The organism is Devosia lacusdianchii, from assembly GCF_022429625.1.
GTDB lineage: Bacteria > Pseudomonadota > Alphaproteobacteria > Rhizobiales > Devosiaceae > Devosia > Devosia lacusdianchii.
Genome location: NZ_CP092483.1, coordinates 418,202 through 443,314, shown reverse-complemented (window position 1 = coordinate 443,314; position 25,113 = coordinate 418,202). Strand labels below are relative to the sequence as shown.

General features: G+C 64.6%; 23 protein-coding genes. 13 read left to right on the top strand and 10 right to left on the bottom strand.

The annotated features are described in order from the left end of the window. Nucleotides 1-115 precede the first annotated feature (115 nt). The 5 genes from MF606_RS02215 to MF606_RS02195 form a co-directional block, all read right to left on the bottom strand. Nucleotides 116-1,000, bottom strand: coding sequence for a carbohydrate ABC transporter permease (locus MF606_RS02215; RefSeq protein WP_240231985.1), 885 nt, complete (start codon nucleotides 998-1,000; stop codon nucleotides 116-118). After that, the gene (locus MF606_RS02210) at nucleotides 997-1,878 is read right to left on the bottom strand and encodes a carbohydrate ABC transporter permease (protein WP_240231984.1); all 882 of its coding nucleotides are present in this window, start codon (nucleotides 1,876-1,878) and stop codon (nucleotides 997-999) included. Before MF606_RS02210 ends, MF606_RS02215 begins: the two co-directional genes overlap by 4 nt. Nucleotides 1,879-2,031: 153 nt before the next feature. Continuing rightward, the gene (locus MF606_RS02205; protein ID WP_240231983.1) at nucleotides 2,032-3,306 is read right to left on the bottom strand and encodes a type 2 periplasmic-binding domain-containing protein; all 1,275 of its coding nucleotides are present in this window, start codon (nucleotides 3,304-3,306) and stop codon (nucleotides 2,032-2,034) included. 103 nt (nucleotides 3,307-3,409) lie between these two features. Further along, nucleotides 3,410-4,492, bottom strand: a complete 1,083-nt coding sequence (locus tag MF606_RS02200; protein ID WP_240231981.1) for an ABC transporter ATP-binding protein — start codon at nucleotides 4,490-4,492, stop codon at nucleotides 3,410-3,412. A 194-nt stretch (nucleotides 4,493-4,686) separates the two neighbouring features. Continuing rightward, nucleotides 4,687-7,461, bottom strand: coding sequence for a glycoside hydrolase family 2 protein (locus MF606_RS02195; protein ID WP_240231979.1), 2,775 nt, complete (start codon nucleotides 7,459-7,461; stop codon nucleotides 4,687-4,689). A gap of 181 nt (nucleotides 7,462-7,642) precedes the next feature. Here MF606_RS02195 and MF606_RS02190 point away from each other — a divergent pair, with 181 nt between their 5' ends. Next, a complete protein-coding gene (locus tag MF606_RS02190) occupies nucleotides 7,643-8,665 on the top strand; it encodes a LacI family DNA-binding transcriptional regulator (protein WP_240231977.1) in 1,023 nt (340 codons plus the stop codon). A 132-nt stretch (nucleotides 8,666-8,797) separates the two neighbouring features. Here MF606_RS02190 and MF606_RS02185 read toward each other — a convergent pair whose 3' ends face one another. From MF606_RS02185 to MF606_RS02175, 3 genes are all read right to left on the bottom strand, one after another. After that, nucleotides 8,798-9,886: a LacI family DNA-binding transcriptional regulator gene (locus MF606_RS02185; RefSeq protein WP_420842236.1), complete on the bottom strand. Its 1,089-nt coding sequence runs from the start codon at nucleotides 9,884-9,886 to the stop codon at nucleotides 8,798-8,800. A 95-nt stretch (nucleotides 9,887-9,981) separates the two neighbouring features. Then, complete coding sequence (locus tag MF606_RS02180; RefSeq protein ID WP_240231976.1) at nucleotides 9,982-12,612, bottom strand: AAA family ATPase; 2,631 nt, start codon at nucleotides 12,610-12,612, stop codon at nucleotides 9,982-9,984. Then, the gene (locus tag MF606_RS02175; RefSeq protein WP_240231975.1) at nucleotides 12,609-13,730 is read right to left on the bottom strand and encodes a metallophosphoesterase family protein; all 1,122 of its coding nucleotides are present in this window, start codon (nucleotides 13,728-13,730) and stop codon (nucleotides 12,609-12,611) included. Before MF606_RS02175 ends, MF606_RS02180 begins: the two co-directional genes overlap by 4 nt. A gap of 114 nt (nucleotides 13,731-13,844) precedes the next feature. Between MF606_RS02175 and phnF the strand changes: the two genes are divergently transcribed. The 12 genes from phnF to phnE (MF606_RS02115) all read left to right on the top strand — a co-directional run bounded on the left by phnF (nucleotide 13,845) and on the right by phnE (MF606_RS02115) (nucleotide 24,000). After that, entirely contained in the window at nucleotides 13,845-14,603 is a 759-nt protein-coding gene (gene phnF / locus MF606_RS02170; RefSeq protein WP_240231974.1) for a phosphonate metabolism transcriptional regulator PhnF, read from the top strand. Further along, a complete protein-coding gene (phnG, locus tag MF606_RS02165) occupies nucleotides 14,593-15,036 on the top strand; it encodes a phosphonate C-P lyase system protein PhnG (RefSeq protein WP_240231973.1) in 444 nt (147 codons plus the stop codon). The genes phnF and phnG overlap by 11 nt, the downstream gene beginning before the upstream one ends. Then, complete coding sequence (gene phnH, locus MF606_RS02160; RefSeq protein ID WP_240231972.1) at nucleotides 15,036-15,572, top strand: phosphonate C-P lyase system protein PhnH; 537 nt, start codon at nucleotides 15,036-15,038, stop codon at nucleotides 15,570-15,572. Before phnG ends, phnH begins: the two co-directional genes overlap by 1 nt. Further along, nucleotides 15,572-16,657 (top strand): carbon-phosphorus lyase complex subunit PhnI, encoded by a 1,086-nt coding sequence (locus MF606_RS02155; RefSeq protein WP_240231970.1) that lies wholly within the window; start codon nucleotides 15,572-15,574, stop codon nucleotides 16,655-16,657. The genes phnH and MF606_RS02155 overlap by 1 nt, the downstream gene beginning before the upstream one ends. Next, nucleotides 16,654-17,568: an alpha-D-ribose 1-methylphosphonate 5-phosphate C-P-lyase PhnJ gene (locus MF606_RS02150; RefSeq protein ID WP_240231968.1), complete on the top strand. Its 915-nt coding sequence runs from the start codon at nucleotides 16,654-16,656 to the stop codon at nucleotides 17,566-17,568. Before MF606_RS02155 ends, MF606_RS02150 begins: the two co-directional genes overlap by 4 nt. Next, a complete protein-coding gene (locus tag MF606_RS02145; protein ID WP_240231966.1) occupies nucleotides 17,565-18,386 on the top strand; it encodes an ATP-binding cassette domain-containing protein in 822 nt (273 codons plus the stop codon). The genes MF606_RS02150 and MF606_RS02145 overlap by 4 nt, the downstream gene beginning before the upstream one ends. Before the next feature lie 8 nt (nucleotides 18,387-18,394). Then, on the top strand, nucleotides 18,395-19,129 hold the full coding sequence (locus MF606_RS02140; protein WP_240231964.1) for a phosphonate C-P lyase system protein PhnL: 735 nt from the start codon (nucleotides 18,395-18,397) through the stop codon (nucleotides 19,127-19,129). Further along, nucleotides 19,116-20,315 (top strand): alpha-D-ribose 1-methylphosphonate 5-triphosphate diphosphatase, encoded by a 1,200-nt coding sequence (locus MF606_RS02135; RefSeq protein ID WP_240231962.1) that lies wholly within the window; start codon nucleotides 19,116-19,118, stop codon nucleotides 20,313-20,315. Before MF606_RS02140 ends, MF606_RS02135 begins: the two co-directional genes overlap by 14 nt. A 72-nt stretch (nucleotides 20,316-20,387) precedes the next feature. Then, a complete protein-coding gene (phnC, locus tag MF606_RS02130) occupies nucleotides 20,388-21,215 on the top strand; it encodes a phosphonate ABC transporter ATP-binding protein (protein WP_240231960.1) in 828 nt (275 codons plus the stop codon). Between the two features lie 38 nt (nucleotides 21,216-21,253). Next, a complete protein-coding gene (phnD, locus tag MF606_RS02125; RefSeq protein WP_240231958.1) occupies nucleotides 21,254-22,177 on the top strand; it encodes a phosphonate ABC transporter substrate-binding protein in 924 nt (307 codons plus the stop codon). Between the two features lie 65 nt (nucleotides 22,178-22,242). Beyond that, a complete protein-coding gene (phnE, locus tag MF606_RS02120; RefSeq protein WP_240231956.1) occupies nucleotides 22,243-23,148 on the top strand; it encodes a phosphonate ABC transporter, permease protein PhnE in 906 nt (301 codons plus the stop codon). Between the two features lie 3 nt (nucleotides 23,149-23,151). Continuing rightward, nucleotides 23,152-24,000, top strand: a complete 849-nt coding sequence (gene phnE, locus MF606_RS02115; RefSeq protein ID WP_240231953.1) for a phosphonate ABC transporter, permease protein PhnE — start codon at nucleotides 23,152-23,154, stop codon at nucleotides 23,998-24,000. Here the strand turns inward: phnE (MF606_RS02115) and MF606_RS02110 are convergent. Then, a complete protein-coding gene (locus MF606_RS02110) occupies nucleotides 23,997-24,725 on the bottom strand; it encodes an LrgB family protein (protein WP_240231951.1) in 729 nt (242 codons plus the stop codon). The two genes, phnE (MF606_RS02115) and MF606_RS02110, sit on opposite strands and share 4 nt — an antisense overlap. Then, nucleotides 24,722-25,102 (bottom strand): CidA/LrgA family protein, encoded by a 381-nt coding sequence (locus tag MF606_RS02105; protein WP_240231950.1) that lies wholly within the window; start codon nucleotides 25,100-25,102, stop codon nucleotides 24,722-24,724. The genes MF606_RS02110 and MF606_RS02105 overlap by 4 nt, the downstream gene beginning before the upstream one ends. Nucleotides 25,103-25,113: the final 11 nt, after the last annotated feature.

The window sequence follows — 25,113 nt, the reverse complement described above, 5'->3', positions numbered from 1 at the left end:
GGCAGAGTGCACGTTCCTGCGGGAAGAATCTCGCCTATTTTGAGCGAAATTGCGGGTGAGTTGGCTGGAGGTGGGCGCTGCTGTCTTCGTTCTGAGCGAATTCAGCTAAAGAGGATCAGCCCTTCACCCCGGCCGACAGCATGATGGCCTGCGTGACGCGGCGCTGGAACAGCAGGTAGACCACGGCCACCGGCAGGCCGGCCACCACGGCCGAAGCCATCAGCTTGCCATAGACGATGCCATAGGCGTCCTTGACCTGGGTGATGCCGACGGGGACCGTCATGGTCGCTTCGCCGGTGGCGGCGAGGAAAGGCCACAGGAAGCTGTTCCAGGCACCGATAAAGGTGATGATGCCGAGAGCCGCCGTTACACCCCAGTTCATCGGCAGGTAGATCCGGAACAGGATCTTGAAGTGCCCGGCGCTATCCATCTGCGCGGCCTCGCGGAACTCCTTGGGCACCGAGTCGAAGAACTGCTTGTAGACGATGATCACCACGGGAACGATGAGCTGCGGCAAGATGATGCCGGCCCAGGTATTGAGCAGCTTGAACTGCGCCATCAAGACGAAATGGTTCACGATCAGCGCCTGCATCGGCACCATGAAGCAGGCCAGGATCAGCACATAGATCACCCGCCGTCCGGGGAAATCGAGTTGGCTCAGTGCATAGGCGCAACCGGCGGAGCTCACGATCACCAGCGCCGAGATAACGATCGAGGTGACGAACGAATTGACGTACCAGATGGCGATATTGGTGTTGGTCCAGATGTGGATATAGCTGTCGAACACGAACCGGCCGGGCCAGAGCGAATTGCTGCCGGAAATGACCTCGCCGTCGGGTTTCACCGAGGTGATGATGGCCCAGTAGATCGGAAAGAACGAGGCCAGGGCGACGACGAGGGTGAGGAGGCTCAGCGCGAGCCCGATGAGATCGATCGGCCGATCGCGCCGGCTGCGTTCGGCGGCGATGGTCTCTGTGCTGGGGATGGCTTCGGCGCTCATTTTTCACCTCGTGTGCGCAGCACCTGATATTGCAGAACCGAGAGGATGATGATCATCCCGAACAGCAGCACCGCCGCCGTCGCGGCCTCGCCGCCCTTGTTCTGCTGGAAGGCCAGCTTGTAGACGTACTGGACCAGCGTAATGGTCGCATCCTGCCGCCCGCCGATCGAGAACAGGTAGACCTGATCGAAAATCTTGAGCTGGGCGATGAGCTGGATGGTCAGCACCAGAGCGGTGATCGGCCAGATCAGCGGCCAGGTGATGCGGGTGAACTGGCGCCAGCGGCTGGCATTATCGAGCTGCGCCGCCTCGTAGATTTCAGGCGAGATATTGCGCAGGCCGGCGATGAACAGCAGAATATTGAAGCCCATCGTCCACCAGACGGTGACGAAGGCCACTGTGGGCATGAAGGCCGGAATGGTGCGGGTGAGCGACATCGGCTCGCCGCCGTTAAACGGCCGCACGAAGACCTGGGCCAGGCCATATTGCACGTCGATGATCCAGTTCCAGGTGAGGAACACCACCGAGACCGGCAGGATATAGGGCAGGAAGAAGCAGGCCAGCACCAGACCCTGCATGCCGCCCTTGAGGCGGTTCACCGCCGTGGCGATGAGCAGCGAGACCAGCGTATTGGGAATGACGGTGAGAAGCACGAAATATGCGGTGTTCCAGAACGCCTGGTGAAACAGCTTGTGGCTGAGGATCTTGACGTAATTGTCGATGCCGACCCAGTCGCCCGTGCCGATCAGCGGCGCCTTGGTGAAGCTCAGCATCACCATCTGGATGGTCGGCCACACGAACAGCACGCCATAGATGAGCACGAACGGTCCCACCAGCACCGCCGCCGTCAGCCATTCCGATCGTTTGTCCCTGAGCATGATGCGTTCCTCCTTACTGCCGCGACCACCGAACGGCACCTCCCCCTCGATGGGGGAGGCTGGGAGGGGGTGGAGCCATGCGCATCGAGCGTATGGCTACCCCCACCCTTGATCCCTCCCCACAAGGGGAGGGTATCGACTGCAAGAGCCAGGCTAAAGCTGCCCGTTCAGATCATCGCGCATCTGCGTCGCGGCATCAGCAGGCTCGATCTCACCCGTGGTGGCCGGATTGACGTAGTTGCTCCAGGCATCGCCCAGCGGCGCGGCTGGACCGGCGAGGATGGTACGCGGATCGAACACGGCCGTGTCGGCAAAGCCGGCATAGTCGGATTGCGGCTTCAACGCCTGGAATTCGGCGCTGTCGCGCACGGCGTTGAAGGCCGGGATATGGCCGGCGCCGGCCCAGTCGAGCGAGTGCTGGTCCATCCAGGCGATGACCTTGAGCACGGCGGCGCGCTTTTCGGGATCGGCTTCCTTGCCGGCATTGGCCGGGATGACGAAGGCATGCGAGTCAGACCATGCGGCCTTGGTGTCGAACAAAGTCGGCAGTTCCACCGCACCCCATTCGAACAGCTCGCCCTTGGCGTGCAGATCGACGAAGGTCGGGATTTCCCAGTTGCCCATGATGAAGAAGGGCGACTGCTGCGAGGTGAACAGCGCCAGTGCCGCCGGGCTTTCGACCTGGACCGGCGTATAGCCGCTATCGACCCAGCCCTTCACCGTCTCGATGGCGGTGGTCAGCTTGGCGAGGTCTTCATCGGTCGGGAAGAAGCCACCGGCCGCCTCGTCGAACATGACGCCGCCCATCTGGCCGAACAGCGAATAGATGGTGCGGTAGCGGTCGCCGGTCGGGGTCGACAGGCCATACTTGCCGTCCTTGGTGAACTGGGCCAATACGGCATTGAAATTGTCGAGGCCATCGAGGCCGGTCGGCAGGCCGTCCTCGCCGATGAGGCCGGCTTCGGCCAGCATGTCCTTGTTGTAGTAGAGGATCAGCCCGTGCTGATCGAAGGGCACGGCATAGCGGGTGCCGTCGACCTTGCCGGCGTCGGAAGCGGCGGCGGTGAAGTCGGCATCGGAAATGCCGGCTCCGGCCATGTCCTCGTCGGTAATTTCGCTCAGGGTGCCGCTATCGACGGCCAGCGGAATGCGGCTGAGATGATAGGTGGCGATATCGGGACCTTCCCCGATGGCCGAGGAGGTCTGCAGCTTGGTGTAGAACGGGGTGCCCCATTCGAGCGTCGTGCCCTCGATGGTGATTTCGCCCTGATGCTCGGCATTGAAGCCATCGATCAGCGCCTTCATGCGCACGCCGTCGCCGCCGGCGAGGAAGTCCCACCAGACCACGGTCTGCTGCGCCATGGCACCGGTTGCGAGCGCCATGAAGGCGGTCGAGGCCAGTGCGAGGCGTCGTAGTGAATTCTTCATTTCAGTCCTCCCATTCGGTTTTCTTGCCCTATGCGTCAGGTCGACCGGCCGGTGCGCCGCATTGAGCCGGGTAAGCGCACCGCCGGAAACTGCAACGTCGCGGTCAGGCCGCGTGGTAGGCCACCCCCTGCGCGTCAAACAGGTGCGTGCCATCGCCATCGGCGACGAGCGACACGGCGGCGCCGGTCTGGAGCTGGCTCTTGCCGACGTCCTCGGCGACGACGAGCGAGCCATCCGACAGGCGCACATGCAGCAGGGTGCGATCGCCCAGGCGCTCGACCAGTTCGATCGTGCCGGCGAAGGTCCCGTCATTGCCCGGCGCCACACGCAGCGCATCGGGGCGCACGCCAAAGGTCAGCTCGCCCTTGGGCAGGCCGGCCGTGGGGATATTGGTCTGCATCACCGAACCGCCTGCCGTGACCGTGGCGCGGCCATTCTGGTCGGCCAGCGCGGTGACCGGCAGGAAGTTCATGCTGGGCGAGCCGACAAAGGCGGCGACGAAGCGGCTGGCCGGGCGGGAATAAACCTCCATCGGCGTGCCGATCTGCTCGATCTTGCGGTTGTTCATCACCACGATGCGGTCGGCCAGGGTCATGGCCTCGATCTGGTCGTGGGTGACGAAGATCATTGTGGTCTTGAGGCGCTGATGCAGTTGCGCCAGCTCGACCCGGGTGCGGACGCGCAGGCCGGCATCGAGATTGGAGAGCGGCTCATCGAGGAGGAAGGCCTGCGGCTCGCGCACGATGGCGCGGCCAATGGCGACGCGCTGGCGCTGGCCACCCGAAAGCTGGGCTGGACGGCGATCGAGCAAAGCGGTGATTTCGAGCATGCGGGCAGCGTCGTCGACGCGCCGGGCTATGTCCGCCTTGTCGGTGCCGACATTCTGCAGGCCGAAGCTCATGTTGTCGCGCACCGTCATATGCGGATAGAGCGCGTAATTCTGGAACACCATGGCGACGCCGCGCTGGCCGGGCGGCAATTGATCGACCCTGGTATCGCCGATGTGGATCTGGCCGGCATTGACCTCTTCGAGGCCGGCAATCATGCGCAGCAGAGTGGATTTGCCGCAGCCGGAGGGCCCGAGGAAGACGATGAATTCGCCCGACTTGATGTGCATCGAGACGCTCTCGAGCACGCTCACATTGCCGTAGGACTTGCTGACCTCGGACAGGACGATATCGGCCATTGTGTTCCTCCTCGTTTGTTCGAAACCGTCAGCTCTGCGGCCAATCGGCTCCCTCTTCACCTCTCCCTTTGGGGGAGAGGTCGACGCGTAGCAGCGGGTGAGGGGGCCTTCCCCATGCACCGCCTCAAGGCCCCCTCATCCGGCTCGCGATGCGAGCCGACCTCTCCCTCAGAGGGAGAGGTGAAGAAAGGACTTCAGTCCCGATCCACCTGTAGTTCGCGCGCGGTCTGCACCACGGCATCGAACAGAGCCGCCGCTACCGGGTCGGCGCCCGGTGCTTCGCGCACCAGCCGGAAAGTCGTCGCCACCACGCCGCCGCGGCCGACGCGCTTTTCGCCGATGATGGCTGCGGCCTTGTGGACCCAGCCGACGACGATGCCGGCATGGACGTTGGAGCCGAATTCCCATGGCCGGAAGCCGGTCAGCAGGTGATGCGGCACCACGTCGGAAAAGCTCAGGTCGAAGATCGGGCCGCCCGGGATATTGGCAAAGGGGCCGTCGCGGCGGATCCAGGAGAAGCCGGCGATCCAGTCGCCGCGCCAGATGGTGCCGTCACGCTCGACCAGGCTAATGCCCGGCAGGTGCTGGTCGAGGCTGGGGCGGAATTGCTTGCCGTCAGCGATGATGCTGCGATGGGGCAGCTCGCCGTCAGGCATGTCGGTGCGCAGGTTCTTGTTGGTCGCCACGGTGCCATCGGCGAGGATGGCGTAGCGGGCGCCGGCCTTGATGGCTTCGACGTCGTCGCCATCCACGGCATGGACGAGGTGAACCTCGGCTTCAGCCGCCGGCACGACGCGATAGCCAAGGCCGGTCGCGTAAGCAGCAAGCTTGCTGTCGGCCACGGCGAGGGTCGGGAGCGCCGAAGTCTCGCGGGCGGCATAGACCGAGATATCGAGGCTGTTGCGCGCCAGTTCGCTGCCATTGGCGGTCAGGACGAAATCGAGATGCAGCACGCGATTGCCGCTGCCCTGTGGCACGGCCAGCTTGAGCGCGGTGATTGCGGTGGACACCTTGCCCTGCGCCGCAATGTCCGCTGACCCCGAGACGTCACCGCTCCAGCTCAGCTTGGCGCCTGCCGGAATGGTGAGGCCGCCGGTGGCGATGCTCACCTCGATCGGCAGCGTGGTGCCGGCATAGGCCGAATAGCGGGCCGGACGCGGGACGATGACGATATCGGTGTTGATCTGGGCAAACACGTCATGGAAGACGCGCGGGTTGCGCTCGATATCGAGCAGGCCATTGGCCTCCCAATGTACGTCGGTCAATTCGGTGATGACGTAGCCCATGATCGAGGCGTGCTGGCGCATGGTCTCGATTTCGTAGCGCAGGTTCATGAACTGGTACCATTGTACCGCCTCGATGAAGCCGTTGAACGAGCCGAAGGTGTGGTGCAGGTCGAGCGCCGCGAAGCGCTCCTCGATGCCATGCGGCAGGGCAACGCCATCGCCCCAGAGGGCACCGGTCTCGAACCAATCGGGTTCGCTGCCATCGGCACGGCGCAGCTTGGCCGGGTCGGGCAATCCCCAAACGCCGAACTCGGAAACGATGAGCGGCTCATCGCCCCGACGTTCGGCGTCTCCCAGGGAGGAGAAGGTCCAATCGGCGCCTGCGGCGAACTGGGCGGTGATATCGTCCCATTCCTGTCGCCGCTCGGGCACCGAGCGATAATAGTGGTAGTCGTTGAGGTCGGTCTTGACGTGGAAATTGGGGAAGCAGGCCGAGTTATCGACCACAAGCCGCGTCGGGTCCTTGGCCTTGAGCCAATCATAAGTGTCCTTGACCCACTGGCGATGCTCGGCATTCTCGAGCATGCGGGTGCCCCAATCCTCATTGATGATTGTCCAGGCGATGATCGAGGGATGGTTGCGGTCGCGCTTGAGGATACCGGTCATGGTATCGCGCATGCGTTGGGCGGACTTAGTGGTGAAATTGGCGACGTTGGGGATTTCGGTCCAGACGAGCAGGCCGAACCGGTCGGCGACTTCGTAATAACGTGGGTCCGGCACCTTGATGTGGCAGCGCAGCAGGTTGAGGCCGAGATGCTTGGCCTTGCGCGCCTGGTCCTCGAGGAATTCCAGTGATGGCGGGGTGTAGATGCCGTCGGGGTAGTAATCCTGGTCGAGGGCGCCGCGCATGTAGATCGGCTCGCCATTGAGCAGTAGCTGACCGCCCTTGGCCTCGATGGTGCGGAAGCCGAACGTGTGCGTGACGCGATCGGCGCCGTCGGCGAGGTCAACGACGAGGGAATAGAGGTTCGGGCTATCGGGTGACCAGAGCTTGGCGCCGGCGACGACGAGCGAGGCACTGACCTTTGCGGCGGCGGTGACGCTGGCCGAGGCGACCAGGGCGCCGTCGGCGTCGAGCACGCTGAGTTCAGCGCCCAAACCATTCGCGGCAGCGGTGAAGGCCAGATCGACATTCACCTTGCCGTCGAGGCCGGCAGTGATGACCACATCTTCAGCGCGCCTGCTGTCGCGGGCTTCGAGCGAGACGGACTGCCAGAGACCGCCAATGCGGCCATACCAGCTGATCTTGCCATGCGGCACTTCGCTGAACGGGAAGTCGGGATAGGCGCGGTGGTCGGCGCTGGGCATGGTGACCCGCACTTCGATCTGGTTCTGCGCCTTGAGCAGATTGGTGGGCAGCACGAACTCGAACGGCAGGTAGGCGCCCTCATGGGTGCCGATGGACTCGCCGTTGAGCAGCACTTCGCAGAAATAGCTGACGGCGCCGAATTTGAGCGCCAGCTCCTGACTGGCCCAGCCGTCGGGGACGGTGAAGCTGCGCTGGTAGACGGCGTGACCGCTGGTATCGACCAGATCGGAGAATTCTGCCTGCCATGGCCCCGGAACATGCGCGTCGCGCCAGGGGCCATCCTCGTGCCGGAAGCGCCAGACGCCGTCCAGCGACAGGCTGCGGCGCGACGCCTCATTCGATTCTTCGGCTCGCGCCAGACCAGTACGGCTCATCTCCACCCTCAAGCAATATTAGTAATATTATTATCACCATATGGCGACCGGATGGAGATGGCAAGGGGGGATGCAAGGCGGCAGCACAACGCCAGCATGCTGGCAGCAATCCGTTGGCTATCTGCCAGCAATTTCGAGTAAGAGAGGCGACAGATCGAATGCCATGAGGGTGCCCGAGCCAATGGAAAAACGTGCGACCATGCTGGAAGTCGGCGAACTGGCCGGCGTGTCGCAGGCCACGGTTTCGCTGGTACTCAACGGCGTACCCAATGCCCGCGTGTCCAAGGCAACCCGCCGCCGCGTGCTCGACGCCGCCGAGACCCTAGGCTACCGCCGCGGCAAGGCGCACCCGGTGCCCGAGGGTCGCAAGCGGGTCATCGGGCTCTTCATCGACGAAGTCTCGACCACCCCGTTTGCCGCGCAATTCATCGAGGGTGCGCGCGACGAGGCGGCGCTGCAGGATGTCAGCGTCGCCACCTTCTGCACCCGCTCCGACCCGGCGCTGGAACAGGCCGCGATCGACCTGCTGGTCAGCCAGAAAACCATCGGGCTGATCTATACCTCGCTGATTACGCGGCAGGTCATCGTGCCCGACATGTTCGCCGAATTGCCGCTGGTGCTGCTCAATTGCTACGAGCGCAAACTGCGCTATCCATCGGTGGTTCCCGGTGACATTGCGGGCGGCTACGTGGCGACCGAGGCCCTGCTCAGAGCGGGACACCGCCGCATCGCCCACCTGGCTGGCGAGAGCTTTATCGAGGCCTCGGTGGACCGCGAAAAGGGCTTCCGCCAGGCCATGACCGACTGGCAGGTGGAAGTGGATGAAACGCTGGTGTCGCTCGGCGGCTGGACCCTGCGGCACGGCCGCGAACGGGCGCTGGCGCTGCTGTCGCTACCACATCGACCGACAGCGGTATTCTGCTTCAACGACCGCATGGCCATTGGCTGCTATCAGGCGGCGCAATCGCTTGGTCTGCGCATTCCGCAAGACGTATCGATCATGGGATTCGACGACGAGGATTTATCGGGGTTTCTCGATCCTGGCCTATCCACCATGGTGCTGCCACATGACGAAATGGCCCGCTGGGCCGTGGCACAATTGCTCGACGGCTACGACGCCACCGACCAGGACGAGCGCATGCGCAAGATCAAGATCGAGTGCGAGTTTGTCGAGCGACAGTCGATCGGGCCGCCACGGGGGTAGTCTGCGCGCGGAGTCATTCCGGCGCAGGCCGGAATCCATATCCGTGGCGAGCCGCATAACCCAGCGCCCGGCTGGCTCCGCATGGATTCCGGCCTACGCCGGAATGACATCGTGGTTGTGGTTATGACCGCGTCACCCCTTCGGCGCCGCCACCGAGGCCCGCTCGACCAGCGGGCATTCCAGCTTGGTGATCGGGTAGCGGCCGCCGGGATGGTCGGCCATTTCCTCGATCTGTTCGATGATCCACTGGCCCATGGCCCGGTGGGGCAGGATCGATGTCGTCAGCGCCGGATGCATGTGGCGCGAGATTTCCTCGTCGTCATAGCCGATGACCGACATGTCGCGAGGGATGTCGAGACCGGCCTCCTTGAGCGCCTCGTAACAGCCGATAGCCATGCGGTCATTCTGGCAGAAAATGGCGGTTGGCCGATTGGGCAGGTCCAGCAATTGCCGGGTTGCGGCATAGCCGGCGCTCGCCGACCAGTCGCCCTCGACCACCAGTGCCGGGTCGAACGGAATATCGGCGGTGGCAAGCGCTCGACGATAGCCCTTGAGCCGATCCTGCGCCGCCTCCATCCAGATTTCGCCGGTGATGGTGGCAATGCGGCGATGGCCCTGGTCGATCACGTAGCGCGTGCTGCGCTGGCCGCCGGCAATCTCGCTGGGCACCACTGCCGGATGCGATTGGCCGGTGGTGTAGCAATTGAGCAGGAAGACCGGGATATCGAGATCCAGCAGCTCGGCGCTCAACTCGATCTCGCGCGTGAAGATGCTCATATAGACCAGCGCGGAGACCCCTTGCCCGACAAAGGCACGCACCAGCTCGGCCTCGGTCGCCGGATCGTTGAAGGTCTGCGACACCATCAGCAGATCGCCATTGGCCCGTGCCGCCACGCCGGCGCCATCGATGGCCACTGCCGCCTCGGGGCTCGCCGACATCTGATCAACCAGAAAGCCGATCTGCCGCCGCTCGCTCGGGCTGGCCACCTGCAGCCGCGCGACCGGCGCTGCGTAACCAAGCCGCCGCGCCGCGTCATAGACCCGATCGCGCGTCTGCGCCGACAATTTTATCCCCGGGGACTGATTGAGCACGAACGACACGGTGGCCTGCGAGCATCCCGCCTCACGCGCCACATCGGTCATCGTCACCCGCCGCTGACTCGTCCGCCGTACCCGCCCCCCAACGAAAGGAGCGCCGGGTTTTTCGATCTGCTTGGTCATAATTGCTGGTTCCGGAGCGGCGCGTCCAGTATTGCTAATACCAATTAGTCAATATGAGCAAGCATAAGCACGTTTGGCGATCGGGAAAGACGCGATTACACCGCAGGAATCCACGCCTGCATGTGCAGCACATTGCCGCCCAGCCTGGCAAAGGCGCGCTGACGGCAGGAGAAGACCAGTATCTGCTGGTCCTGGGACTGCTGATGCAGGGCATCGAACATGCGTTCGATCCGGTCGTCGTCGGAATAGACCAGCGCATCGTCCAGAATGACCGGCGCCGGACGGCCGTCGCGGGCCAGCAGGCGGGCAAAGGCCAGACGCGTCAGCACTGACAATTGTTCGCGCATGCCGCCGCTCAGCCGATCGACATCCTCATCCTGGCCCTTGCGCCGCACCCGGTTGGGCAGCAAGGTCTCCTCGTCGAACTCAATGGCGATGTCGTCGAATAGCAGGCCGATCAGTGGCCGCAACTCTGTCAACACCGGCTTGAGATAGAGGTCGCGGGCGGCCGAGCGCGCCGTCGCCAGGGCCTGTCGCAGGCGATCGAGTACGGCGATCTCGGTTTCCAAGGCATCGACGCTGGCCTGGGCGGCGGCCAATTGCCCCGCGGTCTCCTGCCAGACCTCTTCGATAGCGGCATCGGCGCGGCCATTGATGTGTCCGTTAAGGTCAGCCAGCGTCATGCGCAATTGGTTGACTTCCTGCACCGCCGCCTGCTGCACGGAGCGAGCCCGGCGCAAAGCGGTGTCAGCGGCGGCCAGATCATGCCCAGCGCTGCGCAGCGACGCGGCATGCGCCTCGGCCCTTTCGTGCTCCGCCAAACTGGCGGCGTTGCCCTCCGCCAGTGCCCGCTGCCGGGCCGGCCGTTCGGCGGCAGGGCCGAGCTGTGACTCGAGACTTGCGCGCTCGGCGGCGTTGGCGGCCAGCGCGGTCTCAGCATCGAGCAGAGCGTTGACCGCGAGGCCCAGAATGGGCTGGATTTCGCGTGCGGCATTGCGGGTGGCGGACACCTGCTGCTCGGACACGGCATGCGCCTGACGGGCCAGCTCCGGATCACCCTTGAGTTCCAGCGCCTCGGCATCGAGTTCGGCCAGGCGAGCGATCTCGGCTTGTAGCGGCACGAGACCGCGCGGTGCGAGGTCGGCAAGACGCTGCCGGGCCAAATCCAGTTCGCTCGTCTTGTCGCGCGCCAGCGCTTGCCGCTGCCGTGCCGCGGCCAGACTCTCCACACCCAGTGAGGCCAGCAGCGCCTTGTGCTTGGCGGCGACCTGTTCCATGGCCTGACCGGCTTGCGCTGGACGATTGGAACGCAGGGTCAGCGACCCGACACCGGCAATATCGAGCCGCGCCGCCCCGGAGAATGTGTGGTCGCGACCCGCCTCGATGGGGCGTCCGTCGAGGCTGACCTGGGCACCGGCATTAGGCGCGGGGTCCAGTCGCCAGGTCGGCAAGGTGGCATCCTGCGCCGCCTTTAGCCGGACGAGTTCGAGGTCGAGCGCCTGCAATTGCTCCAACGCCGTATCCGACAGGGCCAGGATTGCCAGCGCCGCCTCGGCTTCCTCCACCTGCAAGCGAGCGCGGTCAGCCTGCTGCAACCGGGAGCGCAATTGCTTGAGCTGCTCGGCCGCGTCGCGGGCGCGCAGGGCGGTTTCGAGGCGCGACAGCAGCTGACGATTTTCGCGCTCTTCGGTTTCGGCAAGCTGGATGGCGGCGGCAGCACGGTCATTGTCGGCGGCGGCGCTTTCGCGCCGGGCCAGCGCATCGTCGCGATGACGCTGCAGGGGAACGAGGCGCTGTTCGAGGATGTCGGCTTGCTGCGAGGCGGCGACGAATGCCTCCAGCGCCATCTGTGCCGCCTCGTGGCGGTGCCGTGCCAGTGCCGCTTCGGCCTCGGCAGCCTTGAGCGCCTCGTGGTGGGATTTGGCGGCCTCGAATGCGGCCTCGGCTGCCGTCACCGCGGCGAGGCGTGCGGCTTCCTCTTCAGGATTTTCGATCTCGGCGAGGCGGGCGCGTGTGCGTCGACGCTGGTCCAGCGCTTCGCGTAGCGTTGTGACTTCGGCCGCCAAACGCTGCTCTTCGGCAAGCAGGCGGTCCCGATCGCCGAGCGCCGTGGCATAGCGGCCGCCGGTCTTGGGCTTCAACGTTGCCGTCACCAGCTTGAAAAGCTCCTCCTCACACGCCGCAGCAATCTCGGCCATGCGCCGTCCGCCGGTGAGCGACTCGACCTCGCCCTGCACGGAGGTCAGCACGCTTTCGCGCACCCGCGTCTCGCTTTCCTCCTCGCTATTGCTGCGCCTCTCGATGCCGGTAATGCCCTGGCGCACCCAGAGCAGACCCGCCGGCCCGGCGCTGCCACCGCGGGTGAGATCGGCGATGAAAGCTTCGGCCTCATCGGCCTGGGCGATGAGACGGCCAGTATCGAGATCGGTCACGGTGGCGCGCTTGCCAGCATAGTATTGCTTGGTCAGGCGATAGTGCCCGGCATCGGTGGCGATATCGGCCTCCACCAACGGGCTGCCGCCGCTATAGGGACGCAGCAATTGCACCGGTTTGGGCGTGCCGGTATGCGGCTGGAAGAACAGGGCATGCAGCGCCTCGAAGCAGGTCGACTTACCATATTCATTGGGGGCACTCAGCACGTTGACGCCGTCGCCAATGCCTTCGATGGCGACGCCCTGCCCGCCGAAGCGCTTGACATTGTGCAGACGCAGAGCCGTCAGCTTCATGGCGCGATGGCCTCGCCATAGGTGAAGAGACGCACCAGTGCTTCGCGGGCGATATCGCGCTCACGGGCGGAGCGGGTGACGTCCGTGCTTTCGGCGAGCAATGCATCGGCCGCGTCGCGGAGAGCGCCGGCCCGATCGATTAGGTCGAGGTCGGTGCTCTCGCAGTCGGTCGCGAGATCAGTGGCATCGAGTTCGAGGTGGGCGAAATCAGGCGCCGCCTGTTCGACGGCGGCGGCGAGGGCGGCGCGACCGCTCATGCGGACACGACCGGCGGCTTCGATGCGGAGCAATGTCTGCCGCCGCAGCGACGCATCGGGCAACAGCACGGCGAGTGCGGCGGCGCCGTCGTCGGAGAGAAGCGGCAGGGGGAGTGTTTGCCAGGCGAAGCTGGCGGTATCGACGGGCGTGATATCGGGCAGAGCGCCGGGGCCAGCAACGCTCACCACTAGGGCCTGCCCCGGCTTGGCATGCTTGAAGCGATCGGGTTCGGGCGTGCCGCTATAGCGGGTGCGCTCGTTCACCGCGACCTGGCCGTGCCAGTCGCCGAGTGCCAGATAGTCGAGACGGGCCAGCGCGGCGCGGTTGGGCGCAATGACCGATGAGGCGACGGCGTCTTCGGAAAATTGCTGGATCGGGCCGTGGGCGAGACCAATGCGCAAGGTGCCGGATGGCGTCTCGGCGCTATCCATCCAGGCCGTGAGGTCGCGACCTGGCCGGCGGGTGGTGCAGGGAGCGGGCAGCAGCGCAACGCCGGGCGCGAGGGTCACGATAGCAGGTTCGGTCGCCAGCACGACGTTTGGCGGGGCTGCCGCGCGCGCAGCGTCCCAAAGCTGGTCGGCGAGCAGGCTATCGTGGTTACCCGGCAGCAGGACCCAGTTGAGGGGCGCGTGGTGCCCCATCTCGGTCAGCGCCTGACGCAGCATGGCGGGGGATGGCGTTTCGGTATCGAAGGTATCGCCGGCCAGCAGGATCGTGCTCGCGCCATGGTTGCGCGCCGCGTCGGCCAAGCGGGCGATGGCGCCGTGGCGCGCCTCGCGCAGGCGTCCGCGCAAGTCCTCCGGCAAATTGCCGAAGCGCTTGCCGATGTGGAGATCGGAGCTGTGAACGAAGCGAAACATTTGCGCCCACACAGACCTCAGAGCGGCGCCAAATGCAACCTTGGCTTTACCGTCATACGGCTGTTACGCCCGGGGGCTATTTCCGACTCATCCGAATGAGTAGCGATGGTTGGAATGCGCAGTCGAGGGCAGACGTGGGAGACCACGCGCGACAAGATCAGCGACGAGATCGCGTCAGGGCACCTGACGCCCGATGCCCGGCTGCCGTCCGAGCCTGAACTGTGCCTGCTCTATGGCGCGCGACGCCATTCGCTGCGCCGGGCGCTGGCGGCGCTGGTGGCCGAGGGCAAGCTGCGGGTGGAGCATGGCCGGGGCACGTTCGTCGAGCGCGCGCCGCTGCTGAACTATGTCATCGGGCCACGCACGCGCTTCCGCGAAAACCTGCTGTCGCAGGGGCTGACGGCGTCGGGACAGAGCCTTTCGGAAATGCAGATACCGGCCAGCACACGCGTCGCCGCGGCGCTCAAGCTCGAGCCCGGTGCGCTGGTAACGGCGCGCTCATGGCGCGGCTTTGCCAATGAGCTGCCGATCAGCCTGGGCTGGTCCTATCATGACGCGGCGCGCTTTCCCGACCTGACCGAACGACGCAAGGCCGGCGGGTCGATCACCGAAATCTACCGCAGCTATGGCATTGCCGACTACCGCCGGCAAAGCACGACCATTTTCACCCGCCTCGCCACCGAGCACGAGACATCGCTGCTGATGATGCGGCCGGGCCAATCGGTGCTGATCGTGCAGAAGACCGACGTGGACCTGAGTGGCGCGCCGATCGGCTTCTCGGAAGCGGCCTGGGCGGGTGATCGCGTGCAATTCACCTTCGAAACCGCCCCGACGGGCGCGATGGCGACCGAAAGGACCGACGATGTTCAATGAAAGCACGGGCGGCGGGCCGGACCACGCCGCGATCCTGAATGTGCTGGCGCGCGCCCGACCGGATGGGCTGAAGGCACTGGCGGAAGCAGTGCTGGATGGGCTGGGCGATATCGAAGTCGTGACCAACCGCACAGGCCTCGTGATGGTGCCGCTGCGCGACACGGTGGCGAATGTCGATTTTCACCTGGGCGAAGTGCTGGTCAGCGAGGCGCATATCACTGATGGCGGTGGGCATGTCGGCTACGGCATGGTCACTGGCCGTGATCTTGAACGCGCCATGGCGATGGCGGTGATCGACCTCAGCATCGCAGCCAACGGCGCCCACGCCGCCGTCACGACCTTCATCGATAGCGAGCGGGCTTACCTCACAGCCGAGGACGACATGCGCATGCGGCAGGTCGAGGCCACGCGCGTTGAAATGGAGACGTTCTGATGTTGACGGTTGCAGCCCCCGATCGGGCCGAAGCCCGATCCAACGCCACGTTCGAAGCGCTGATGTGGTCCATGGCGCGGCCGGGTGAAGTCCGGGCGCTGCCCGAGGCCGGACTCGGCGGCATTATCGAAGCGCTGATCGATCTCGAATGCACCGTTTTCGCCGATAGCGCTGACCTCATGGCTCGGGTCGCGCAAACCGGGGCGCGGGTGACGCGCCAGGTTGAGGAAGCCGACCATGTGTTTGTGGACACGCTGGGCGGAACGGCGTGGCTCGAAGCCCTGCGCTGCGGCAGCGCGCTCTATCCCGATGATGGCGCGACGCTGGCGATGCGGACGCGGCATGACGGCGAGTATTGGTTGCGGCTGACTGGACCGGGCGTCGAGCGGGCGCGGGAGGTGTCACTGAGCCTGCCACCGGAATTCTGGGCTTTGCGGGCGCAGCTTTGCGCCTATCCCGAGGGGTTCGACCTGTTGCTGGTCGATGACGATGCGGTCATCGGCATCCCTCGCTCGACCATGGTGGAGGTGCTCTGATGGCTTATGTTGCAACCCGTGGCGGGGAAAAGGCCATCGACCAGGCCGAACGGCTGTTCCGGCAGGACCTGGGGGCGATCGACGCCGAGCGCGTCGCCGCGATCCGCAAATCCATGCCCTATCTGATCGACCGGGTCATGGGCGAAGCCTCGCTCTATGACGAGGAGCTGGCGGCGCTGGCGCTGGCGCAGACGGGCGGCGAGCTTTCGGAGGCGGTGCTGGTATTGCGCGCCTGGCGCACGACGCAGCCGCGTATCGCCATTGCCGCGCCCGTGCAGCAGGCGGACCTGCTGACCCAGCGCCGGATTTCGGCAGCGTTCAAGGACATTCCAGGCGGCCAAATTCTCGGGCCGACGCTCGATTATTCGCACCGCGTGCTGGCCACCGATGTGCTGGAGGGAACGCCGTTCAGCCCGCCGGAGGTGGAAGCGGCTGACCGCCCTGCCCCGGCACGACAGCCGGCGCTGGCGGACTGGCAGCGGCGGCAGGGGCTGGTGGCGCCAGCGACTGAATCGGACGTTGCCGCTGAAGACATTCCAGACCTGACGCGGGAGCCGCTGCTGTTTCCGGCATCACGTGCGCATCGGCTGCAGAGCCTGGCGCGGGCGGAGACAGGTGGCGTATTGGCCCTCGGCTATGCCGCGATGCGCGGCTACGGCAATGCGCATCCAACCGTCAACGAATTGCGCCTGGCCGAAGCCGAGGTGGTGGTGCGGCATCCGCGCGGCACATCATTCTCGGCGGGTCGGGTGCGGGTGAGCCAGGCCGAGGTCACATCCAAGGAAAAGGGCGGTTATCTCGAACTGGGGTTCGCGGCGACCTTCGGCTGGAACGAGGTCAAGGTGATCGCCGCAGCGACGCTCGATCTCAACTCGGCCGAAGCGCCGGTCGGTTCGGCCGTGCACGAGGAATTCTACCTCTACCACACCGAAAGTGTCGAAGCCTCGGGCTTCTGCATCCACTTCAAGCTGCCGCACTACGTCACCTTCCAGTCGGTGCTCGACGCCATGCGTGATGCCAAGGCCAAGCAGGCGACCGCCAGCGCCGCACCGGCAGAAATCCTTCAGACGGAGCCCGCGGAATGAGCCTTTCCACTCTCACCAAGCCCTGGGCGGCGACCAGCTACGGATTCCTCGATGCGTCGGCCAAGCGCGAGCTGCGCCGCAAGATGCTCAAGGCCATCGCCGTGCCCGGCTGCCAGATGCCCTATGCCAGCCGCGAAGTGCCGATGGCGCGCGGCTGGGGCACGGGCGGCTTGCAGGTGACGCTCACGCTGGTCAATCCGGCCTCGACGATCAAGGTCATCGACCAGGGTGCCGATGACGGCGTCAACGCGGCGTCGATCCGGCGCTTCATCAGCCGGGTTTCGGGCGCTGCCGAGACCTGGGACACGCTCGACGCTTCGATTGTGCAGTCGCGCCACCGGGTGCCGGAAGAGACGATGCGGGACGACCAGATTCTCGTCTTGCAGGTGCCGAACCCGGAGCCTTTGCGCGGGGTGGAGCCCAATATCTCGATCGCGCGGCAGATGCATGCCGATGCCGATTACGGCAAGCTGTGGCTGACGCTCTATGAGCAGATCGTGCGCAAGGGACGCATCATGCAGGGCGCGGGTTATCCGAGCCTGGTCAACGGCCGGCATGTGATGACGCCGTCGCCCATTCCGCGCTGGGACGTGCCCAAGCTCAACATGGCGCGACACCTGACCTTCCTGTCGGCAGGGCGCGAGAAAAGGCTGTTCGCCGTGCCGCCGTTTACGCGGGTGGAACCGCTGGTGTTCTCGGATCGGCCCTATCTGGTCGAGGACCACGCGCATCTGGTGTGCAAGCGCTCGGGCGTCAGTGGCTTCTTCATGAACGAAATCCCGATCGAGGGCGGCGGTTCGGCGTTCGAGGTCTCCGACAGCAATCTGGGGATCAAGGCGATCCGCAAGGCCGAGGGCGAAGCGGTCGAGGTCGGCCAGACCTGGTATCGTAATGGGGAGTTCTCGGCATGAGCATCGACACAAGCGCTGCGCCGCTGGAGCGGGTGGAGCCGCAACTGACCCGCACCCAACCGCTGCTGAGCATGCGCGGCGTGTCGCGCCGCTACGGCAATGTCGCGGCCCTGCGCAATGTCGATCTCACGGTCTATCCCGGCGAGGTGATGGGTATTGTGGGTGAGAGCGGCTCAGGCAAGTCGACGCTGCTGCGCATGATGAACCTCGAAGACACGCCTGATAGTGGCGACTATCGGCTGCGCCTGCCCAACCGCGAGGATGGCAATCTGTTCGACATGGCCCGCTATGACCGGCGCATGCTGTGCGCTCGCCACATCGGCATCGTCTACCAGAACCCGCATCTGGGCCTGCTGATGAAGCATAGCTCCAGCGGCAATGTCGCTGAGCGGTTGCTGATTGCGGGCGAGCGCAGCTTTGACGTGCTGCGCGGCAAGGCGCGCGAGGCGTTGGAGGCCTCTGAGTTCCCGCTGGATCGTATGGACGCGCGGCCGATCGAGTTGTCAGGCGGCATGCAGCAGCGCGTACAACTGGCCAAGGCCATCGCGCTCGAACCGGCGCTCTTGCTGCTCGACGAACCCACGACGGGACTCGATGTCAGCGTGCAGGCACTGGTGCTCGATACGCTCAAGCGCCTCCAGCGCGACCGCAAGATCACCATGGTATTGGTGAGCCACGACCTCGGCGTGATCCGCACCATGGCCGACCGCGTACTGGTCATGCGGCATGGCGAAGTGGTGGAGCGGGGACTGGCCGACCAGGTGTTCCAGGACCCACAGCACCCCTACACCCAGCAACTCGTTCACGCCAAACTCTAGGGGCCAGCATGTCCACCGCACTACCCCTGCTGCGCGTCGAAGGACTGACCAAAACCTTCCGCATGTATCATCTCGACAGCATGCTGCATGCTTTCGAAGACATCAGCTTCGACCTGCATAAAGGCGAATTCCTGCTGCTGCGCGGGCATAATGGCGCCGGCAAATCCACCCTGCTGCGTACGCTGTGGCGCAGCTATCTGCCGGTGGCCGGGCACCTTTGGTATCAGTCGCGGCTCGGCGAGATCGATCTGGCCAATGCGGCAGACGTCGATATCGCGCTGCTGCGGCGGCAGGAGATCGGCTTTGTCACCCAGTTCCTCAATGCCCGTCCGCGCGTGGCGGCGCAGGATATCGTGGCCGAGCCGCTGTTGCTGGCCGGTCAATCGCAGGCAGAAGCGCTCGATCAGGCCCGGCACTGGCTCGACCAGTTCGGGGTGCGTCCCGAGCTTTGGCGCGCCTATCCGAGCACGTTTTCGGGCGGCGAACAGCAAAAGGTCAATCTGGCTCGGGCCCTGATTTTGCCACAGCGATTGCTCCTGCTAGACGAACCAACGGCATCGCTCGACGTCGGCGCGCGCAGCGCGCTGGTACGCCGTCTGGCCGATCTCAAATCCGCAGGCGTCGCTATTGTCGGCGTCTTCCACCATCCCGGCGACGTGGCCGACCTCATCGATCGCGAGATCGACCTGGCAACGCGCGCCATCACCGATGAAAGCGAACGGGCAGACCATGTGGCTCTCTGATTTCCGTATTGTCCTGGCCGACCGGGTCATCGAAAACGGCGCACTGCGCATCGAAGACGGCCTCATCGCCGAAATCCGCGAGGAGCCGGTCGCCGATGCGGAGATCACCGGCAACGGCCTGATCCTGATGCCGGGCATGATCGACATGCATGGCGATATGATCGAACGCGAGCTGGAGCCGCGCCCCAATGTGCGCATGCCGATGGAAATGGGCCTGCGCGATCTCGATCGCAAGCTGGCCAATTCGGGCATCACCACCGCCTACGCAGCGGTATCGTTCAGCCCGTCTTCGGCCTATGGACACATGCGGAGCTACGAATTTACCAGCGAGATGATCCGCGCGATCCGCTCGCATGCCGAGATGCTGCTGGTCGATCACCGGGTGCATGCCCGCTTCGAAGTGACCTTCCCGGCCGCGCTATCGGTGGTGAAGGAACTGATCGCGGAGGGTTCGGTCGACCTGATCTCGCTCTGCGACCACACGCCGGGCCAGGGGCAGTATCGCGACCTGGAATTGCAGGCGGCGAACATATCCAAGGCCAAGGGCATCACCATCGAGCAGGCGGCGGCCAATCTCGAGCAACGCATCCGCGAGCGCAAGGAAACGGCGGGCGACCTGACAGCGACGCTGCGGGCGATTGCTCAGTACTGCGCCCTGCACGGCGTGCCGCTCGCCAGCCATGACGACGACACGGTGGAAAAGGTCGCGCAGATGCAGAACCTGGGCGCCGCCATCAGCGAATTCCCGGTGACGCTGGAAGCGGCCCGGGAGGCCAAGGCGCGCGGCCTGGCCAATGCCATGGGCGCCCCTAATGCGCTGCGCGGTACGTCCTATTCCGGCAACCTATCGGCGCGCGATGCGCATGCCGAAGGCCTGCTCGACCTGTTGGCTGCCGACTATCACCCCTCGGCCATGTTGCCGGCCGTGCTGGTATTGGCCAAGAGCGATCCTGAGGGCCTGCCGGGGGCAGCACGGCTCGCGACTATTAATCCGGCCCAGGCGCTGGGGCTCGAAGATCGCGGTGAGATCCGCGGGGGTCTGCGCGCCGACCTGATCATCGCCGATGATCGCGGCGTCGGTCACGTGCGGGCAACGCTGAGCAAGGGTGCCGTGGTCTATTCGGATGGAAGCGTGCCTACGGCCAATAGTTTGCTGCGTCACGAGCATGTCATTCGAATGAGTTAACGCTGTCATGCGGACGAGTTAGCGTCGGCCAATCGGAAACGAACTGCCCAAAGCGGGCATTCAGGGTGGGTCATGCTTGAACTGAAGAAGATCACCAAGACGTTTGGCGACACGATCGCGGTCAACAATGTTTCTCTCAGCTTCGAGCGCGGCCAGATGGTCGGCATTATCGGACGATCGGGCGCCGGCAAGTCGACGCTGCTGCGGCTGATCAACCGGCTGACCACGCCGGGCCAGGGCAGAATTCAGTTCGAAAACACCGACGTGGGGGCACTGGCCGGGCGCGAATTGCGCGCCTGGCGGGCGCGCTGCGCCATGATCTTCCAGCAGTTCAACCTGGTGAACCGGCTCGACGTGTTGACCAATGTCTTGATCGGACGGATCGGTACTGCCGGGACGCTGCCTGTTATGTTCAAGCATTTTTCAGTACAGGACCGCGCGCTCGCCGCCATGGCGCTGGACAGGCTCGACCTGCTGCCGCAGGCACTGCAGCGCGCCGATACCCTATCGGGCGGGCAGCAGCAGCGCGTGGCCATCGCCCGCGCCCTGATCCAGAATCCCAGCATGATCCTGGCCGACGAGCCGATCGCATCGCTCGATCCGCGCAATGCGCGGCTGGTCATGGATGCGCTGCGGACCATCAACAAGCATGACAAGATCACTGTTATCTGCAACCTGCATACGCTCGACGCCGCCCGCGCCTATTGCGACCGCATCGTTGGGATGGCGCATGGGCACGTGGTTTTCGACGGATCGCCCGCCCAACTGACATCGCGGGTGATCCACGAAATCTATGGCGGCGATACTGAAAACGCCGTGGATGAAAGTCTGACGTCGACCATGGCCGCTCACATGTCGGCCAGCGCCGCCATGCAACGAGAAATGGCCGAGGCGCAGTAGCGCCGCCGCCCCTCTTACCGACAACCTGGAGCAAACCAATGTTCACTTTCGTGCGCCGCAGCGCTGCGGCCGTACTGATTTCGGTCGCCCTCATCGTCCCTGCCCTCGCCCAGGACTGGCGGGAGCAGTATCCCGAACTCACCATCGGCATTTCGTCGGGCGAGAACGAGACCGACGCCATTGCCCGCAACGAGCCCTATGCCGACTACCTCAGCCGCGAGCTGGGCGTGCCGGTCAAGATCGTGCGCGGCACCGACTATGCCGCGGTGATCGAAGCGATGCGCTCGGGCCACGTGCAGATCGCTTCGGTCGGCCCGGCTGCCTACGCCCTGGCGCGCAAGATCATGGGCGAGGCCATCGCTCCGGTTGCCATCACCCTCGATGGCGACGGCAATCGCGGTTACTATTCGGTGATCGCCGTGCGCGCTGACAGCCGCTACCAGTCGCTGGAAGACATCAAGGGCCAGTCCTTCGCCTTTGCCGACCCGAACTCGACCTCGGGCTATGCCGTTCCGTCCTACTACCTCTCGACCGAGCTGGGCACCAATGCCGACGAGTATTTCAGCGACGTGGCGTTTTCCGGCGGCCATGAGCAGAGCGTAATCGGCCTCGTCAACGGCACGTTCGAAGCGGTGGCCACCCATTGGCGCAACGAGACCGCCGGCAATATCCAGACCATGGAAAAGAAGGGCCTGATCGAAAAGGGCGCGGTGCGCATCATCTGGACCTCGCCCGTCATCCCGAACACACCTGTCATGATCCTGACGGGTCTACCGCAGGAACTGCAGGATGAATTCAAGACCGCGCTGATGGCGTTCCCGACCAAGGATCCGGAAGGCTTTGCCGCCTATACCCGCGGCGAGTCGAGCGGCTATGTCGAGGCCAAGCACGAAGACTATCTCGATGTGATCGCCATCACCGAACACAATGCCGAAGACCGTCGTCGCAACGCGGCCAACTGATTGACCTTGATGGACACGCAGGCCGCCGGCTCGCGTGTCCATCGCCTTTTGCGAGGAGTGCTTCGATGACAACGCTCGACCAGCCACAGCGCAGCAGTACAACGCGGCATGACCGCCTGACGTCGTTCGAGGCGCGCTACCAGCATGCCAAGCGCGTGCGGCACGCGTGGACGATGCTCTATGGCGTGCTGTTCCTCGCGGCACTGGTTGCTTCGGTCTCGGTCAGCGATTTCAACCTTTCCGGGTTGATGCAAGGTCTGCCCAAGGCCTGGACCTATATCGCGGGCACCATTCCCAGCCTGTCGCTGGAGACGCTGGGAGCCGATCTGGGCGAATGGTATTGGGGATTGCGGTTCTGGCTACGGCTATTGGTCGAAACCATCCTGATGGGGTTTGTCGGCACAGTGCTGGGTGGTGTGCTCGCGCTGTCGCTGTGCTTTTTCGCCTCGCGCAACCTGACGCCGAACAACGGCTTCTATTTCGTTTCCCGGCGCGTGCTCGAATTCTGCCGCACCGTTCCCGAACTGGTCTTCGCGCTCATCTTCGTGTTCGCCTTTGGCCTTGGGCCATTTGCGGGCGTGTTGGCGATCGCAGTGCATACTGCCGGCTCGCTGGGCAAGCTGTTTGCCGAGGTCAACGAGAATGTCGACCCGCGCAGCATCGAGGGTGTGCGGGCGGCAGGCGGCAACTGGCCGATGGTGATGCGACTGGCCGTGGTGCCGCAGGCGCTGCCCAATTATGCGAGCTATCTGCTGCTGCGGTTTGAAATCAATGTGCGCGGCGCTTCGGCGCTGGGCATCGTTGGGGCCGGTGGCATTGGCCAGGAGCTCTATGTCGCCATCCGCCAGTTCGAATACACCGACATTTCCGCGATCATGCTGCTGCTGATCGCCGTGGTTTCGATCATCGATATCGCGTGCGAGACCGTCCGCCATCGCATGATCGGCCAAGACCTCATTTCCGGGCATTGAACCATGCAAACCGTCACGCAAGCCGATATCGCCCGCCTCAAGAGCATCAATCCAGCGTTGCTGCGTCGGCCCTGGGGTCAGAGCGCGCGCGACTGGGGCCTGTGGCTTGTCTTCGCGGCCGTTCTGGCCTTCGGCCTCTGGTGGATCGACGCGTCGCCGCTGCGGGTGTTCGACGGGCTGTCCAAGCTTGGGATGCTGGTGCGGCTGATGCTGCCGCCGTGGCCGGGCGAGAGCTTCTTTGACTTCTGCTATGCAATCCTCGAAACGCTGGCCATGGCCTTTTTAGGCACGCTGATCGCCGCGGTGATTGCCCTGCCGCTCGGGTTCCTGGGCGCCAAGAATATCGTGCCCAATTGGCTGTTCCATTTCAGCCTGCGCCGCGTCTTCGATGGCTTTCGTGGCATTGACGGGCTGGTCTGGGCGCTGATCTTCGTGTCGGCGGTCGGCATGGGGCCATTCGCGGGCGTGCTGGCTATCGCGGTTGGCGACGTCATGGTGTTCGGCAAGCTGTTTGCCGAGGCGATCGAGAATGTCGATCGGAAATCGGTGGACGGCGTGCGCGCCGCGGGTGGCAGCGATACGCATGCGGTTCGGCTAGGCGTGTTCCCGCAAGTGCTGCCGGTCATGATCAGCCATGTGCTCTATTTCTTCGAGTCCAATGTCCGCTCGGCCACCATTCTGGGTATTGTCGGTGCGGGTGGCATCGGGCTGCAATTGTCGGATCGCATTCGCATCAACAACTGGCACGAGGCGGCCTTCATCATCCTGATGATCCTGGTCACCGTGGCGGTGATCGATGCGATCTCCATGCGCATTCGCGCCCGCATCATCAACGACAAGCCGAGTGCCTAGGCACCGAACAGCGTGCGGAAGATCAGTGGTGCGAGGAACGCGGTCGCAAGGCCATTGAGGGCCATGGCCAGGCCGGCGAAGGTGCCGGCGACCGAGTTCACCTGAAAGGCTCGGGCAGTGCCGATGCCGTGCGAGGTGAGGCCGGCAGCGAAGCCACGTGCGGCATAGTCGGTAATCCTCAGCGCGTTCATCAGCGGGGTGACGATGATAGCGCCCAGAATGCCGGTGGAGATGACGAGCACGGCTGTCAGTGCCGGTTCACCGCCGATCTCGCCAGCAATACCGACGGCAATGCCTGCCGTGACCGATTTCGGCACCAGCGCCAGGACAATCTGCTGCGCCGCGCCCAGCAGCAGGGCAATGCCGGTGGCCGAGAGCATGGCGAAGGGCGCGCCAACCGCGAGTGCGGCCAGGATTGGCAGCGCCGAGGCTCGGACCAGCTTGCGGCTGCGGTAGAGCGGCACGGCCAACGCCACAGTCGCCGGCCCGAGGATGAAATGGATGAACTGGGCGCCATCGAAATAGGTATTGTAGCTGGTGCCGGTCAGTTGCAGGACCAGGACGATCAGCACAATGGTGATGAGCACCGGATTGACCAGCGTGTGAAAGCCGCTGAGCCTGGCGAGGTATTGGGCCGCCAGGAAGACGCCGATGGTGAGCGTCAGCCACAGCAGCGGACTAGCGGCGAGATAGACCCAGAGGTCGAAGGCGGGAGAGCCGGTCATGACGGGTTCTCCTCCCGCGTGACGAGGCGGCTAACGGCCCGGAACACGAGCACGGTGACGATCAGCGTCAGCGCCGTCGAGACAACGAGCGCCGCGATAAGGGCAATGCCATTGTCGAAAATGAGCTGGTAGTGCTGCGAAATGCCGACGCCGGCGGGGACGAAGACCAGGCCCAGATTGGCGAGGAGACCATCGGCTGCCTTGGCGACGTCGCCCTGCTCGGCCTTTTCGGCCTGTTTCATCCGGCCGTGGATAGTGAGCAGCGCGAAAAGCAGGACGATGCCGATGACCGGGCCCGGAATGGGCAGTCCCAGCCCACGGGCAATCACCTCACCGGCAAGCTGGCAGGCCAACAGGACGAACAGCCCGAATAGCATCGCGACTCACA